This is a genomic window from Ruminococcus flavefaciens ND2009, from assembly GCF_000621785.1.
Classification (GTDB): domain Bacteria; phylum Bacillota; class Clostridia; order Oscillospirales; family Ruminococcaceae; genus Ruminococcus; species Ruminococcus flavefaciens_C.
Genome location: NZ_JHXI01000011.1, coordinates 121,685 through 138,144, shown reverse-complemented (window position 1 = coordinate 138,144; position 16,460 = coordinate 121,685). Strand labels below are relative to the sequence as shown.

13 protein-coding genes are annotated in these 16,460 nt (G+C 50.0%); 7 read left to right on the top strand and 6 right to left on the bottom strand.

The window, feature by feature from the left end; translation table 11 throughout:
* Positions 1-8 precede the first annotated feature (8 nt).
* The 4 genes from T488_RS0103595 (at position 9) to T488_RS0103580 (ending at position 4,170) form a co-directional block, all read left to right on the top strand.
* Positions 9-2,357, top strand: coding sequence for a glycogen/starch/alpha-glucan phosphorylase (locus T488_RS0103595; protein ID WP_028519615.1), 2,349 nt, complete (start codon positions 9-11; stop codon positions 2,355-2,357).
* Between the two features lie 323 nt (positions 2,358-2,680).
* Positions 2,681-3,178 carry a hypothetical protein gene (locus tag T488_RS0103590; RefSeq protein ID WP_028519614.1) on the top strand — a complete coding sequence of 166 codons (498 nt, stop codon included), beginning with the start codon at positions 2,681-2,683 and terminating at the stop codon, positions 3,176-3,178.
* A 4-nt stretch (positions 3,179-3,182) separates the two neighbouring features.
* Complete coding sequence (locus T488_RS0103585) at positions 3,183-3,647, top strand: hypothetical protein (protein ID WP_028519613.1); 465 nt, start codon at positions 3,183-3,185, stop codon at positions 3,645-3,647.
* A 13-nt stretch (positions 3,648-3,660) separates the two neighbouring features.
* Positions 3,661-4,170: a hypothetical protein gene (locus T488_RS0103580; RefSeq protein ID WP_028519612.1), complete on the top strand. Its 510-nt coding sequence runs from the start codon at positions 3,661-3,663 to the stop codon at positions 4,168-4,170.
* A 112-nt stretch (positions 4,171-4,282) separates the two neighbouring features.
* Here T488_RS0103580 and T488_RS0103575 read toward each other — a convergent pair whose 3' ends face one another.
* Positions 4,283-4,960, bottom strand: a complete 678-nt coding sequence (locus T488_RS0103575) for a dockerin type I repeat-containing protein (RefSeq protein WP_028519611.1) — start codon at positions 4,958-4,960, stop codon at positions 4,283-4,285.
* 275 nt (positions 4,961-5,235) lie between these two features.
* On the opposite strand from T488_RS0103575, the gene T488_RS0103570 reads away from it, so the two are divergent.
* On the top strand, positions 5,236-5,442 hold the full coding sequence (locus tag T488_RS0103570) for a helix-turn-helix transcriptional regulator (RefSeq protein ID WP_028516074.1): 207 nt from the start codon (positions 5,236-5,238) through the stop codon (positions 5,440-5,442).
* Between the two features lie 11 nt (positions 5,443-5,453).
* Positions 5,454-5,879, top strand: coding sequence for a hypothetical protein (locus T488_RS0103565; RefSeq protein ID WP_028519610.1), 426 nt, complete (start codon positions 5,454-5,456; stop codon positions 5,877-5,879).
* Between the two features lie 161 nt (positions 5,880-6,040).
* Here T488_RS0103565 and nifJ read toward each other — a convergent pair whose 3' ends face one another.
* From nifJ to T488_RS20230, 3 genes are all read right to left on the bottom strand, one after another.
* On the bottom strand, positions 6,041-9,568 hold the full coding sequence (gene nifJ / locus T488_RS0103560) for a pyruvate:ferredoxin (flavodoxin) oxidoreductase (protein WP_028519609.1): 3,528 nt from the start codon (positions 9,566-9,568) through the stop codon (positions 6,041-6,043).
* A gap of 746 nt (positions 9,569-10,314) precedes the next feature.
* Positions 10,315-10,758, bottom strand: coding sequence for a SpoVA/SpoVAEb family sporulation membrane protein (locus tag T488_RS0103555; RefSeq protein ID WP_028519608.1), 444 nt, complete (start codon positions 10,756-10,758; stop codon positions 10,315-10,317).
* A complete protein-coding gene (locus tag T488_RS20230) occupies positions 10,755-10,877 on the bottom strand; it encodes a hypothetical protein (protein ID WP_278245057.1) in 123 nt (40 codons plus the stop codon). The genes T488_RS0103555 and T488_RS20230 overlap by 4 nt, the downstream gene beginning before the upstream one ends.
* A 36-nt stretch (positions 10,878-10,913) precedes the next feature.
* On the opposite strand from T488_RS20230, the gene T488_RS0103545 reads away from it, so the two are divergent.
* On the top strand, positions 10,914-11,189 hold the full coding sequence (locus T488_RS0103545) for a sporulation transcriptional regulator SpoIIID (protein ID WP_028519607.1): 276 nt from the start codon (positions 10,914-10,916) through the stop codon (positions 11,187-11,189).
* A 368-nt stretch (positions 11,190-11,557) separates the two neighbouring features.
* On the opposite strand, the gene T488_RS0103540 is transcribed toward T488_RS0103545, so the two are convergent.
* A complete protein-coding gene (locus tag T488_RS0103540; RefSeq protein ID WP_028519606.1) occupies positions 11,558-14,278 on the bottom strand; it encodes a hypothetical protein in 2,721 nt (906 codons plus the stop codon).
* Positions 14,279-14,296: 18 nt separating this feature from the next.
* Positions 14,297-16,405, bottom strand: a complete 2,109-nt coding sequence (locus T488_RS0103535; RefSeq protein WP_028519605.1) for an efflux RND transporter permease subunit — start codon at positions 16,403-16,405, stop codon at positions 14,297-14,299.
* Positions 16,406-16,460 lie beyond the last annotated feature (55 nt).

Sequence of the window (16,460 nt, the reverse complement as noted above, 5' to 3'; positions counted from 1 at the left end):
AAGGGTATATGGACAAGGAATTGTTTATTGAGAAATTTACGGGGAAGCTTCCCAAGGATATAAAGTCTGCGTCGCCGCAGCAGCTTCACGACGCACTGGGTAAGACAGTTATGGAGATGTTTGCCGACCGCTGGGATAACGCCCGTCAGCAGCACCTTTCAAAGCGCCGCGCTGCCTATCTGTCTATGGAGTTCCTGGTGGGAAGGGCAGTCTACAATAACCTGCTGGTGCTGGGTATCTATGACGAGGTGGACGAAGCTTTCAGGGAGCTGGGTATCGACCTTGCAAGCCTTGAGGAGATAGAGGACGCCGCTCTCGGAAACGGCGGTCTGGGACGTCTTGCAGCCTGCTTCCTTGACAGCGCCGCAACTCTGGCTCTGCCCCTTGACGGCTATGGTATACGCTACAAGTACGGTCTGTTCAAGCAGTCCATCGAGGACGGCTTCCAGAAGGAGGACATCGACGACTGGACACGCTATGGTGACCCGTGGTCGGTGCGCTGCGACGAGGACACTGTCCTTATCGAGTACAGCGGTCAGACCGTGAAGGCTGTGCCATACGATATGCCTGTATTCGGCTTCCGCACCGAGAATGTGGGAACTCTCAGGCTGTGGCAGGCTGAGCCCGTGAAGGAGTTCGACTTTGACCTGTTCAACAAGCAGGACTACCTTGAGGCGTCAAGGGAGAAGATATACGCCGAGGACATCTCCCGTGTGCTTTATCCCAATGACGATACCGACGAGGGAAAGAAGCTCCGTCTGAAGCAGCAGTATTTCTTCAGCTGTGCGTCTCTCACGGACATTATCAGGAAGCACAAGGCTCGCTTCGGTACTCTGGAAAACCTGGCGGACTATATATCAGTTCAGCTCAATGATACCCACCCTGTTATTTCTATCCCCGAGCTCATAAGACAGCTGGTGGACAACGAGGGATTCACCTTTGAAAAAGCCCTTGAAATGGCGAAAAAGATATTCAACTATACCAATCATACCGTTATGCAGGAAGCCCTTGAAAAGTGGCGCACCGATCTGGTGGAGGAGCTTCTCCCCAGGATATACAGCATAATCATACAGATAAATGAAGCCCTTATCGCAGATATGTACGCAGCAGGCGTACAGAAGGAAAAGACCGACCGCATAAAGATTATCAAGGGAGACCTTATCCACATGGCGGATATGGCGTGCTATGCTTCCAGCCACATCAATGGCGTTGCGGAGATACACACCCAGATACTCAAGGATTCCGTGCTGGCGGACTGGTTCAGCCTTGCGCCCGAGAAGTTCCGCAACGAGACCAACGGTATCACTCAGCGCCGCTGGATAGCCCTCTGCAACAGGGAGCTCTCCTCTCTTATCACTGAGCTTCTTGGGGATGATAACTGGATAAATGTCCTTGACAGACTCCGTGAGCTGGTTAAGTTTGCCGATGATGAAAATGTGCTCCGCCGCTTCATCGACATCAAGCAGGGCAAGAAGCAGCAGCTTGCAGACTTTATAAAGGCTCATGACGGCATAGACACCGATGCAAATACTGTTTTCGACATTCAGATAAAGCGCCTTCACGAGTACAAGAGACAGCTCCTCAACGCCTTCTCTATCCTGTGGATCTACTACGGCATAAAGGACGGCAGTATTCAGGACTTTACTCCCACCACCTTCATCTTCGGAGCCAAGTCCGCTCCGGGATACCGCCGCGCAAAGGCGATAATAAAGTTCATCAACGAGGTGGGCAGGATAGTCTCCTCAGACCCCGATACCCGTGACCTCATAAAGGTGGTATTCGTCCAGAACTATAACGTGTCCTACGCCGAAAAGCTGGTGGCAGCGGCTGACGTCTCCGAGCAGATCTCCACAGCAGGTACGGAAGCCAGCGGCACAGGCAATATGAAGCTCATGCTCAACGGCGCTGTTACCCTCGGCACCTTTGACGGCGCCAATATCGAGATAGTTCAGGAGGCAGGGGAGGAGAACAACTACATCTTCGGTGCCCGTGTTGAGGACCTGGAGAAGATAGTTCCCGAGTATGACAGCAGAAGCATTTTCGCCAATGACCCCATGGTGAAAAAGGTGGTATCATCACTTATTGACGGCACCGTTTCCGACGGGGGAAGCGGCGATTTCCGCGAGCTCTACACCGCTCTCCTTGACGGTGCAAGCTGGCACGCTCCCGACCATTATTACCTCCTGGGCGATATGAGGGACTACGTTGAGACCAAGCTCCGCTGCATAAAGGACTACAGCGCTGACAGACACGCCTTCGCCCGCAAGCAGTGGCTGAATATGTGCAATTCGGGCAAATTCAGCTCCGACCGCACTATCGCGGACTACGCTGCAAATATATGGGGAATAAAGCAGTAATGAGTTGAAAGTTGAGAGTTTAGAGTTGAAAGTTTTGGTGTCGCCTGACGGCGAGGCACAGAAAAAAGCTGCTCTCATAAGTAGTGCGGAATGGCACTCAAAACAACGGAAAACAGTTGTATAACAGAAAAGTTTTTCGGAAGTTCCGCGTTTTACACAAAGAAATGCGCCTGTATTTGTGAGCTTTCACAGTACAGGCGCTTTTTTAGTGACAGATGTCACTGCGGAAGTGACGGGTGACATCTTCAAAATCCTCCTTTTCTGTGGTATCATGAGTACAACAGAGGAGGTGCAGGCGGCACCTCGGAAAGGGGAGCGATGTTATGAAAAAGGCTGAAAAGATAATTCTTTACACCGCGGCAGGCGGTATCATCGTTTTCATATTAAGGTGTATTGCGGACGCTGTCTTGGACCGCTTCCGTGCACCGCTGCCCGACTACTTCGGACTTGCCTATATGTCACCATGGGGAGCGCTGGTCGTAATATGCGTTCTTGCACAGATCGGAGTGCTCATGTCGGTTCTCCTCCGCAGGCGCAGAAACAGCGGCAAAAAGGAAATATCAAGGGGCTACACAGTGTCCTTCATCTGCTCGTTTATCCCCTTTGTGCTGCTGGTGGCTTACTCGGCTTACTGCATGAAGGCTGGATTTTACTTCCTGTGGTCGGTAAGCTACGGTTGGGAAGCCTTTGAGGACGCATTTATGATTATGGGGCTTGTGTTCATTATTATCCCCGTGTTCCCGTTCTGCGTTTTCTGGCAGGTGTTCTACATCGTCAGAAGGATCAAAGCAAGGAAACGCCTGAAGGCTGAAAGGAGCTGAGCTTATGAAAAAATACGAGAAGATACTTATAGCTGTATTCGGCAGCTGTACGGTTTTATCACTTGCATTTTTATTGATTTCATTTTTCATGCTCGGGAAAGGTATCGGATATCTTGATAATTTTGAGGAGGTTCTGCCATATTACCTTATGTTCGGCGGAGTTTTCGGTGTTATCGGCGTGCTGGTGTCATGGAGGCTCAGGAAGCGCAGAGAGGCGGGGAAGGCTCCCATATCAAAGCTTTATAAGGTGAGCTTCCTGCTCAGCTTTCTGCCCTTAGCAGTGCTGCTCATAGTAGGTATCGCAGGCGCAGTCAGCGGCGGCTTCGACCGGAGCGTGCTCTGGGGAACTATAGTTTTATACGGTATACTTCTGGGCTGTATACTTATCCCGATTTTTCCGTTTATGCTGTTCTGGCAGGTGCTTTATGGCATCATGACAGTGAAGTACAAAAAGGCGACTGACACGTAAAGGAGTTGATAATATGAAAAAATATGAAAAGGCATTGCTTGCCATATTCGGCTTATGCACTGTTTTATCCATATCTGCGGTGCTGTATATCTGGTACGGGCTTGAGAAGGGACCGTGCTATATTGACGATGTCATAACAGTGGTGCCATACTGGTGTACCTTTGTGTCGCTGGCAGGCCTGTCCGCAGTGCTGGTCTCGTGGAGGCTCAGGAAACGTGCAGAGACAGGGAAGAAGCCTGTATCAGGGCTCTATCTGATGAGCTTTATACTGTCATTCCTGCCGTTTGTGCTGTTGATAATATCTTCCATAAACAGTATGTCAGATGGTTTCAGCTTTATGGGCGATACCTGGTACGGAGCAGAGGCTTTCTGGGACACCTTTTCCTGGAACGGCATTCTTGTTTTCGGCTGCCTTGTGCCTGTTTTCCCTGCAATGATTTTCTGGCAGATACTATATATAATAAAACGGATAAAATACAGAAGGAAAAGAAATTCTGAGATAATAAAAAAACAGCCAAAGTGAGAATAATATCTCATTATGGCTGGCGGTGTGTATATAGATATGTACCTGTTTACTGTATTAAAAAGGGCGATAAATACTTTATCGCCCTTTTTTTATCGTATGTGCAATTATCTTATGCCTGGATCTGTGTAAGTGTGTACCATCCGTTGAGATAGCCATCGAGGAACTGTAAATCTGTCTGATCGTGATCGCCGTCACCGTCGATATCTGAAGCGTAGATCTCAGTACCTGTTGTAGGTGCAAACTGGCCCTTGATTATTCTATTGAGCAGTGTGCGGTCAGTGGAGTTTACTACGCCGTTACCGTTGATATCGCCAACAAGGTATGTATTGGCTGAGAAGCTGTATGATACATTGGGAATTACATGGTCATAAGCATCATATGCTGTGATATCACATCTGCCGATAAGATCGTTATATGTAAGACCTGATGATGTCTGGACCTCTGTAACAGTCTTGAACATTATACCTACACCTGAAGTGATGTTATTGGTCTTCCAGCGCTTGTAGTGGAGAGCGCCGTACTGTGATCCGCTTCCTGTCTCAAAGTCCATCCAGCCGTTGAGGCAGCCTGTTGTTCTTGCACTGCCCTGAAGATACAGAGGCTTATTTGTGAAGAATTCAACATCGACTCTTCTGGTCTGCTGAGCACCGCCGCTATAGTACCAGTATGTTCTGTAAGTTTTTGTAACTGTTGTTGCAGCGCTTGCTGTAAGGCTGTTAGCCATGGGAAGTGCGCCGAGCAGAGCTGCTGAAAGTGTTGCTGCGATCTTGGTAAAAGTCTTTTTCATTGTAGTTCATATCCTTTGTAAAATATTTTCAGAGATTGCGCAAATTCTACGTTGATTATAACATAATTATTACTATTTGTCAATAGTATGTGGTGATATTCTGCGCTTTTTTGACTTCTTCTGCTGAAAATACAGATAATTTATAGTTTTTTGGGAGGATTTTATGTTAAAAAATAAAAATATGTAAAGCTGGCTTGACAAAAAATGTAAAGCGTGCTATACTATAATCACAGAAGAAGTAAAGCTAACTTTACATTAAAAAGGGAGGCGAGCAGTTGAAGAATAAGATTCAGGAGCTGAGAAAGGCGAGAAAGGTCACTCAGCAGGAGCTTGCCGACGCTCTCAGCGTCACGCGGCAGACTATAATATCACTGGAAAACGGAAAATACAATGCGTCCCTCACTCTTGCCCACAAAGCGGCGCAGTTCTTCGGCGTTACTATCGAGGAACTGTTCATATTCGAGGGTGAGGAAAACCTTTAAGGAGGATAATTATGGAAAAGTTCAAAAAACAACTTGTTACAAGCAACTGCATTTACTGGCTTTTTATAGCCCTTTCGATAATAGGAGCTGTTCTTGTCGTTGTATTTAGTCCGAATCATCGTGACGGCAACGGTACAGTCGGATTTTTTGCTGCTATGATAGCTATTTCGGTGATTAATATACACAGAAACAGGAAAGCGCTCAAGAACGAAAAGCTATTGAAAGAAATGTACATCAACAGCGTTGACGAAAGAAAAAAACAGATAACGCTTCAATCGGCAAAGGCTTCATTCTTTATTATTCTTGCAAGTATGCTGATAGCTTCTATTGTGTTCAGATTCATCAGCATGACAGTAAGCATTGTTCTTACCTGCTGTATGATGTTTATTCTTATCGTTTATTTTGCGGTTACGGCTTATTACAATAAGAAGATGTGAATAACAATAATACAAGGGACGTCGAGGACGCCGTCCCCTACAATACAAAAACTCCCCGATACTTGTCCGTATCGGGGAGTTTTATTATATTCGTATGTGCATATTACACGTTAAAACGCCGTAAGCGACAGTCAACGTGGACGAGTGCATCGTAACGCTTCTTACTTTTCAGCAAGCTTTGTGAGGTACTCGTAACGATTAGCTGCTGTCTTCTCAGCCTTCGCGAACAGCTCCTTAGCACGATCGGGGAATGAACGTGTGAGTGCGCTGTAACGAGCCTCGTTCATGATGAAGTCCTGATAAGACTCTGTGGGAGCCTTGGAGTCGAGCTGGAAGGGATTCTTGCCCTCAGCAGCAAGACGAGGATCATAACGGAAGTTGTTCCAGTAGCCGCACTTAACAGCCTTCTCCATCTCAGACTGACAGTTAGTCATACCGCCCTTGATAGAGTGCATCTCACAAGGAGCATAGCCGATGATGAGTGAGGGACCCGGATAAGCCTCAGCTTCCTTGATTGCCTTGAGTGTCTGGTTCATGTCAGCACCCATAGCGATCTGTGCAACATAGATGTAGCCGTAGCTCATAGCGATGTCAGCAAGGCGCTTCTTAGCGATTGCCTTACCTGCTGCTGCGAACTGTGCAACCTGACCGATGTTGGAGGACTTGGAAGCCTGTCCGCCTGTGTTGGAGTAAACCTCGGTATCGAATACCATGATGTTTACATCTTCGCCTGTAGCGAGAACGTGGTCAAGACCGCCGAATCCGATATCATAAGCCCAACCGTCGCCGCCGAAGATCCATACGGACTTCTTGGAGAGGTAGTTCTTGTTCTCAAGGATATCTGCCTTCTTATCGCACTTGCAGTCGCACTTCTCAAGTGCAGCAACGAGTGCAGCAGTTGCAGCAGTATTCTTAGCACCATCGTTAACAGTTGCGAGGTACTCATCAGCAGCAGCCTTAACTTCTGCAGATGCCTTGTCGCTTGCAGCTATTTCCTTTACTTCCTCAATGAGTCTCTCACGGATAGCCTTCTGACCGAGATACATACCGAGACCGTGCTCAGCGTTGTCCTCGAACAGTGAGTTAGCCCATGCAGGACCGTGACCGTTTGCATCAACAGTGTAAGGTGAAGTAGCAGCAGGACCGCCCCAGATAGAAGAACATCCTGTTGCGTTGGAGATGTACATTCTTGAACCGAAGAGCTGAGTGATGAGTCTTGCATATGAAGTCTCAGCACAGCCTGCACATGAACCGGAGAATTCAAGGAGAGGCTTCTTGTACTGGCTGGAGATAACGTTAGCGTCAGTTGCTACATCAGCCTTCTCTGTTACCTTAGCAACACAGTAATCGAATACTGCCTGCTGAGGCTCCTGTGACTCTCTGGGAACCATCTTGAGTGACTTTGTGGGGCAGACACCGATACATACGCCGCAGCCCATGCAGTCCATAGCGGAAACAGCGAGAGTGTACTTGTAATCGCTCTTTGCGATAGGCTTGGGAGCGATCTTGATGTTCTCGGGAGCAGCTGCGACCTCAGCCTCTGTCAGAGCGAAGGGACGGATTGTTGCGTGAGGGCATACAAATGAACACTTGTTACATTTTGCACAAGTATCCTGATTCCACTCGGGAACCATAACAGCAACTCCGCGCTTTTCGTAAGCGGAAGCACCCTGCTCGAATGTACCGTCAACGTGATCTGAGAATGCAGATACAGGGAGAGTATCACCGAGCATCTTGCCAACGGGGTTCATGATGCCTTCAACCATCTTGACGAGCTTCTCCGGGCCCTCGAGCTTAGCGGGTGCGGAGTTATCAACAGCATTTGCCCACTCAGCGGGAACGTCTACCTTGACATAAGCGTTTGCGCCTGCGTCGATAGCCTTCTCGTTCATCTGAACGATCTCGATACCCTTCTTCATGAACTTCTGAGCCTTTTCCTTCATGTAGCTGATAGCCTCAGCCTCGGGAAGAACCTTTGAAAGTGAGAAGAATGCAGACTGGAGAATTGTGTTTGTACGCTTGCCAAGACCGATCTCCTGTGCAAGGTCTATAGCGTTGACCAGATAGAGCTGGATGTTGTTCTTTGCGATATACTGCTTTGTATCAGCTGAGAGGTGCTGATCGAGCTCCTCGGGCTTCCACTGGCAGTTGATAAGGAATACACCGCCGGGCTTTACATCGTTTACCATCTTGTAGCCCTTGAGGATGTATGAAGGATTGTGACAAGCAACGAAGTCAGCCTTGTTTATGTAGTAAGGGCTCTTGATGGGCTTATCACCAAAACGCAGATGTGAGATAGTGATACCGCCGGTCTTCTTTGAGTCATACTGGAAGTAAGCCTGAACGTACTTGTCAGTGTGGTCGCCGATGATCTTGATAGAGTCCTTGTTAGCACCAACTGTACCGTCGCCGCCGAGACCCCAGAACTTGCACTCGATAGTGCCTTCTGCTGCTGTGTTGGGAGCGTCTTCCTCAGCAAGTGAGAGGTTTGTAACATCATCAACGATACCGAGTGTGAACTGAGGCTTGGGATCAGCCTTAGCGAGCTCTGCATATACAGCGAATACAGATGCAGGAGGAGTATCCTTGGAACCGAGACCGTAACGGCCGCCGATAACCTTGATACCTGTTCTGCCTGTAGTATTAAGAGCAGCAACTACATCGAGGTAGAGAGGCTCACCGAGAGAGCCGGGCTCCTTGGTTCTGTCGAGTACAGCGATTGTCTTTGCTGTTGCAGGAATAGCCTCAACCAGCTTCTCAGCAGAGAAAGGACGGAACAGGCGAACCTTAACGATACCGACCTTCTCACCCTTCTTGTTCAGGTAGTCGATAACTTCCTCAGCAACGTCGCAGATAGAACCCATTGCAACGATAACGCGCTCTGCATCGGGAGCACCGTAGTAGTTGAAGAGCTTATAGTCTGTGCCGAGCTTTGCATTTACCTTGTCCATGTACTCCTCAACGATTCCGGGAACAGCGTTGTAGTAGGAGTTGCAAGCCTCACGGTGCTGGAAGAATATATCTCCGTTTTCGTGAGAACCGCGCATTGTAGGATTCTCAGGATTGAGAGCACGGTCACGGAATGCCTTTACAGCGTCCATGTCGCACATTTCCTTAAGATCCTCGTAATCCCAGATCGCGATCTTCTGGATCTCGTGTGATGTACGGAAACCGTCGAAGAAGTTGATGAAAGGAACACGGCTCTTGATGGAAGCGAGATGAGCAACAGCAGCAAGATCCATAACTTCCTGGGGATTTGTCTCAGCGAGCATTGCAAAACCGGTCTGACGGCAAGCATAAACGTCTGAGTGGTCACCGAAGATGTTGAGTGCGTGAGAAGCTACGCAGCGTGCAGAAACGTGGAACACGCAGGGAAGAAGCTCACCGGCGATCTTGTACATATTCGGGATCATAAGGAGAAGACCCTGAGAAGCAGTATAGGTCGTGGTAAGAGCACCGGCGTTCAGAGAACCGTGAACAGTACCTGCTGCACCGGCTTCGGACTGCATCTCCTCAACCTTAACGGTAGTGCCGAAAATGTTCTTTACACCCTGAGCGGACCACTGATCAACATAGTCTGCCATCGGGCTGGAAGGTGTGATCGGATAGATACCGGCAACTTCCGTGAAGGCGTAAGAAACATATGCAGCGGCATTATTACCGTCCATTGTTTTCATTTTTCTTTTGATTGCCATAGGAATATACCTCCTGAAAAAATATAAAAAGTTGGGTTATAGAGATGCTTAACGGGGTGGGCGTTAACCATGTATAACTACTGAGAATAATTATACCACAAATCTGTTTTTTTGTAAACACCTTTTTTGCTTCTTTGTTACAAATTTATCAGGCTAATTTTTGGCAGATTGCCTATATTGCGAGGTTTTGTCAGACTTTTTAAAGGACTCCTTTTGTAAAATTTTACACTTGTCAGTATTTTTTGAAGGAATGTTATGAAAAATGTCAGAGTTATTCTGCTCAAAGTTGTGCAATTTTACAAAAGTGAGTGGATTTGCTTGACGGGAAAGGGAAAATACTGTATAATAACTATAGTGTTAAATAATTCTTAATTATTAACACTCGTTTTGTTGTCTCCTTTCTTTTGTTCTACACATATTTATTTTCATCTGTTTATCTAACAAGCAGGGCATTTGCCCTGCTTATTTTTTTCGAGCTGAGCCAGCTCGACCGCTGACCACGCTGACGCTCGTAAACTCGCTTACTGTTAATAGTAACGTCAGCTGTACATCGCTTACGGTGCGTAAATGTGCGGCGGATATTATGCTATGTATCGGCGCAGTGTCTACTTGACCGCTGACCGCGTTGACGCTCGCAGACTCGCTTACTATTAATAGTAATGTCAGTTGTACATCGCTTACGGCGCGTAAATGTGCGGCATTTGCTGTGCAGGACGCCCAACGGGCGTCCCAACTAAGCACTAAAAACTGACCACTAAATAATAGATCATTCCGTAGAGGGTGGCGGCTGAGCAGCCGTAGAGGATAACGGGTCCTGCTATGGTGAATATCTTGGCTCCCACGCCGAGGACGGGTCCCTCGGAGCGGGCTTCTATGGCGCATGAGCTTATGGCATTGGAAAAGCCTGTGACAGGGACGAGAGTTCCTGCCCCTGCGTGCTTTGCCAGCTTCTGGTACCAGCCCGTACCTGTGCACAGGGCGCTCAGCCCAACAAGGATTATGGAGGTCCATGTGCCCGATTCGGTGTGTTCGAGTCCGTAAGCCTCGAGAAGCTCCATGATGACCTGTCCCAGGGCACATATAGCTCCGCCCACAAGAAAGGCGGACGTAAGGTTTACCTTGTAATCAGACTTTGGCGAGACCTGTTTTGTCATATCGCTGTAAAGCTCGGGTGTTATCTTCATATTATCAGCTCCTTCCGCAGTATTATCTGCGGATTTTTTCTTTTTATGCGCTGATATGCTGTGAAGGGCACAGTCTCCGCAAAATAACCGGGAGTTCTTACCGCCTTACCCTTTGGCATATACATTAGTAAATGCAAGGGAAAGAGGTGATATGTTTGAAGGATCAGCCTGAGGGAAGGGCGGTCATGCTGGGCAGATACATTACCGAGACAGGTGCTACCGTGCGCGGCGCTGCCAATAAGTTCGGGATCTCAAAAAGCACTGTTCACAAAGACGTCAGCGAAAGGCTGCGCCGCGAGGACCCGCAGCTCTACCGCAGAGTCAAGGAGGTGCTGGAGAAAAACAAGCAGGAGCGCCATATCCGCGGAGGTCTCGCCACCAAGCGGAAGTATGCGGAGATAGCCTGCCGGCGCAGAAGCTCCTTCCGATGAGCGGATCAGTAAAAAAGCAGCACCGTAAGTGAGGCGCTGGTACAGAAGTTTTATGCCATAGTATTTCTGGTGCAAAATCAGAAGTGCTATGGCGTTTTTATTGATAGTGCAGCGATGTTATGCTATAATTGCTGTTAGCTAATGTAGGGGACGCTGCAGCTAACAGCTGCACGTACCCTCTGTCAGCTTTGCTGACATCTCCCTACACCGTAGGGAGTCACTCGGCGTCCCGCGAGATATATTACACGCCCAACGGGACGCCGAGGGCGGCGTCCCCTACAAATGTAAATTATGATTTTTATGAGCAATCAAACAAAACAAAGCCCCGAAGCACTTTGAATAAAATGCTTCGGGGCTTCGGTTTTTGTTTATTTTGTACCGTCAACGAGATAGATGAACTTCACGCTGCCGTCCATTTTATCAGAAATGCCCGAATAGCTGTTGTAGTCGCGGGAGGCGTCCCTGAGAGCCTTGAGAGTGTCGATGATCTCGGGGAGGTTCTTGTCAACGGCTCCTGTGAGCACGGAAATGCCCTCGTCGTTGAACTTTATCATGCCGTCATTGAGCTCCTTGGCACCGCTTTCAAGCTTGCCTACGCCGCCTATGAGCTCAGTGCTGCCCGAGCTGAGGGCACCTATGCCGTTGTATAGCTCTCCCGAGCCGCCTGAAAGCTTTGCTGCACCTGCGCTGAGCTGCTTCAGAGAGTCATAGAGAGTCTTTGCGCCGCCCGAGAGCTGCGAGCTGCCGCCGTAGAGCTGAGCAAGACCACCGTCCAGAGTTGCAGCGCCGTCTGAGAGCTGTCCCAGACCGCCGTTCAGAGTGAATGAGCCCTGTGAAAGCTGAGCAAGACCGCTGTCCAGTGCGGAAGCGCCGTCTGAAAGCTGACCAAGTCCGCCTGTCAGGTCAACAGCTCCCGCGGAGAGCTTGCCGAGACCGTCATTCAGGGAAGCGTTGCCGCTGCTGAGCTGAGTGATTCCCTTTATGAGGGAGTCCAGACCGCCGATGAGCTCAGTGCTGCCGCCTGCCAGAGTGCCAATGCCTGTATCCAGGGCAGCTGCGCCTGTGTTAAGATCTGCGGCGCCCTTAGAAAGCTGTGCGGTAGAGCCCGAGAGCTGCTGTGCGCCTGCGAAGAGAGCCTTTCCGCCCTCGTCCAGAGTGCCGAGACCTCCCTGTAAAGCAGACGCTCCCTTCTGTGCAGTGTCAAGACCTGCACCGAGCTGTCCCAGACCGCCCGAGAGCTGCTGTGCTCCTGCCTGTACGGAAGCTGCGCCTGCGCTGAGCTGACCGCCCTCTGCCATGGAAGCTGAGATCTGCTTCTGACCGTCTATGGTCTGCTGTAATGTGCCTATTGCCACAGCCAGCTCCTGTGAGGGAGCCTGCTGGTATAATGCCTGCAATGCTGCCAGAGCCTGCTCGTTTGCGGCTATAGTAGTATCAAGGGAAGCCCCTGCCTGTGTTATGCCTGCGCCCAGCTGTGAAGCGCCCTCGCTGAGAGCTGCCGCGCCCTCTGTGAGCTGGTCTGCGCCTGTCTTTGCGGAGCCAATGCCCTCTGAGAGAGAGTCAGCGCCCGTCTTTGCGGAGGTTATCCCCTCTGAAAGCTGTCCTGCCGAGGTGCTGAGCTGTGCAGCTCCGTCGCTGAGAGCAGCTGCGCCCTGTGAAAGCTGTGCGGAGCCGTCCTTTACCTGCTTGCTGCCGTCTGTGAGAGCGCCTACGCCGCCCGAAAATGTGCCTGCACCTGCGTTGAGAGCTGCTGCGCCCTCGTCCACCTGTCTGAAGCCTGCTGTAAGGGCGTCTGAGCCTGCCTTTGCGTCCTTGAGTCCGCTGCTGAGAGCGTCAGCCCCTGCGGTGACCTGTGAGAAGCCGCCCACCAGTGCCGATGAACCCTCCTTAGCACTGCCAAGACCCTTTGATAAATCGGAAGCGCCGGTGCTGACCTGTCCCAGACCGTCTTTCAGCTTTGCAGAGCCGTCCTTTGCGCTGCCCAGACCGCTTGCAAATGTGCCTGTGGAGTCGGAGAGAGTCTTTGCACCGTCGGTTATCTTCTTTGCGCCGCTGTCAAGGTCTGAGGCGCCGTTTTTCAGCTCCAGAGAGCCTGCAAGGAGCTTGTCGATACCGTCTGTAAGGTCTCCTGTGCCGCCCGAGAGCTTCTTTATGCCGTCATAGAGAGCTGCTGTGCCGTCGGAGAGCTTCTCCGCACCGTCGCTGAGCTCCTTGAGCTTATCCTTCAGGTCGCCGAAGTCGGCAGCGTTGTCAACGTCCAGCTGTGAGAATATCTCGTTGGAGACCACTGTCACGGAGGTATTCATCTCAAAGTCCGTAACGTCTGCGGAGACCTCGAAGCTTTCGGGCACCTCAATGCTCATGCCCTCTATCTTGTCAAGTGCCAGACTGTCCCCCAGTCCCGGGAATGCCATGCCCACAACGATGAGCTTTGAGCCGTCGGAAATGACCTTGCCGTTTGTGACCTCAACATTTATGTATTTGTCCGTGCTGAGCACAGCGGCACTGGCAGCCATGAAAGGAACATACAGCTCCTTGTTCTCGCCGCCTATATTCTTTGTAACTTTCTGATTGTTCTTGTATGTCCAGCGGATGACCAGATGTCCGCTCTTGCCCTTTATATCCTCGGGAGCCATTTTCTTTCCGTCCAGGAAGTACTCCATGGTAACGTCCACGGGGAGGTCCTTGTCGGAATTGCCCTTGTAGTAGATGTCGCTGCCCTCAGCCTCCCAGGTGAGCTCCTCGCCGTTGAGCTCAAAGGACTCATCGCCCTTTACGTTGACGATATTGCTCAGGTCGGATATATCCGAGATGTTCACCATAGCAGGAGCATTTTTCAGCCAGTCGCTGACTACCACGTTCTTCACGGAGGAGTCGCTGTTGCAGAGAACGTAAACGGTCTCGTCCTTGTAGGCGTTCTCACCGTTTGCTTTTCTGGAGCCCGTGTCGCTGTCGGCTGCTGTCTTTACGGACTTTTGGGGAGCCTCTGTGCTTCTGCCGCCATTCTTTGCATAGGCGATAGAGCCCGTAGCTCCTGCGGAAACAGCTGCTGCTACCAGCGCTGTAAGTATCTTGTTAAGCTTTTTCATATCTATCTCTCCTTTGTATCACACTGTTCCGAATAAATGACGGCGCTTGCCCTGCACCTTTCTTTTAGGTGAGAATCCTGCGCTGGTCCTGCAAATGAGCTTGTCGAATACCATGAACATTGAGGGCAGCACGGTTACTACTACCACCATGGAGATGAGAGCGCCTCTTGCCAGGAGCATACACAGCTCCGAGATAAGACCGATGTCTGAGTAAAGGGCAACGCCTACTGTTGCGGCGAAGAAGCCCAGCGCCGAGGTGATGACCGATTTTATGGAGGTGCTGAGAGCGATACCGATGGCGTTATTCTTGGTCTGACCGCTGCTTCTTTCGGTGCGGTATCTTGTGGTCATGAGTATCGCGTAGTCAACTGTTGCGCCCAGCTGTATGGTTCCTATAACGATAGGAGCGATGAAGGACAGCCTTGAGCCTGTGTAGTAGGCGGTGCCAAGGTTTATCATGATAGCCAGCTCTATTACCGAGACCAGTATCACGGGAAGTGTCACGGACTTGAATGTAAAGGCTATGATAAGGAATATAGCCGCAATGGACAGGAAGTTCACTATCTTGAAGTCCCTGTCGGTAATGGTGATGAGGTCCTTTGTGGCAGGAGCCTCGCCGATGAGCATAGCCTCGGGGTCATATCTCTGAGCTATCTTGTTGAGGGCTGTGACCTGCTCGTTTACCTGGTCGGAGGCTACCTCGTATTCTGAGCCTATCAGCATTATCTGCCACTCATCGCTCTTGAGGACGCTCTTTATCTCCTCGGGGACAGCCTCCTCGGGTATAGCGGGTCCCACCAGAGAATTGAAGCCTGCGGCGAACTGAACGCCGTCCACCTTCTTCATCTCGCTGAGCATTCTGTCTGCGTCCTTTGCGCTCATGTCAGAGTCCACCATAAGTATGTGGGTGCTGTTCATATTGTAATCCTCAGCCAGCTTTGTGTTGGCAATGACGCTGTCAAGGGTCTTGGGTAGAGTACTGTCCAGCTTGTAGTAAACATCATAATGGTTGTTGCCGAATACCGCAGGTATCAGCAGGACTATTCCCAGTGTAAGGAATACCCATGAGTGCTTTACTATGAAAGAGGAGGTGCGGCTGAATGAGGGAAGGAAGTCCCTGTGAGAGGTCTTTGCTATTGCATTCTCAAATATGAGTATCATTGAGGGAAGCACCGTTACGCAGGAGATAACGCCGCATACAACGCCCTTTGCCATTACTATTCCCAGGTCAAGACCAAGAGTGAAGGTCATGAAGCACATTGCCAGGAAGCCTGCAACCGTAGTGAAGGAGCTTCCCACAACGGAAGTGATAGTCGCGGCGATGGCGTGTGCCATAGCCTCCTGCTTGCTGTCGGGGAAGTGAGTGAGCTGCTCCTTGTAGCTGTGCCACAGGAATATTGAGTAGTCCATGGTGACGCCCAGCTGGAGCACCATTGCAAGAGCCTGTGTGATGAACGAGATCTCGCCGAGAACGATGTTTGAGCCCAGGTTCCACACTACCGCAAAGCCTATGCTGAGCATGAAGAACAGAGGAATGAGGAAGGAGTCCATAGTCAATGTAAGGACTATGCTTGTGAGTATAACGGCGATGACCGCATAGATGAGGGTCTCGCTCTGTGTCAGGTTCTTCATGTCGAGAGTGATGGCGGACATACCGCTGATGAAGCACTGCTTCGAGGTGATGTTCCTCATCTCCTCAACAGCGGCGAGTGTTCCGTCGCCCGAGGTGGTATCATCGAAGAATACCGCCATCATGGTGGTGTCGCCCTTGTTGAAGAAGTCGTAGATATTCTCGGGGAGTATCTCCATGGGTATCTTGCAGTCGGTCATGGACTGGTAGCAGATAACATCTGAAACGTGGTCTATCGCCGAGATCTTATCGGCAGTCTCAGCCACGTCCTTGTCGCTCATGCCCTCCACCATTACCAGAGAGAAGCCGCCCTGACCGAAGTCCTCCTTGAGTATATCCTGACCTGTCATGGTATTTATGTCCTTTGGCAGATAGGAGAGTATATCGTAGTTCACTCGGGTGTTGATATAACCTATAGCCGAAGGAATAAGCAGGAGCACTGCGATAATGAGTATCAATGCTCTGTGCTTGGCTATCCATTCACCGAATTTAAGCATCTTATCATCCCTTCTTATCATTTTGTTCCGGGCGCATATTGAAAATCCGCGGTGC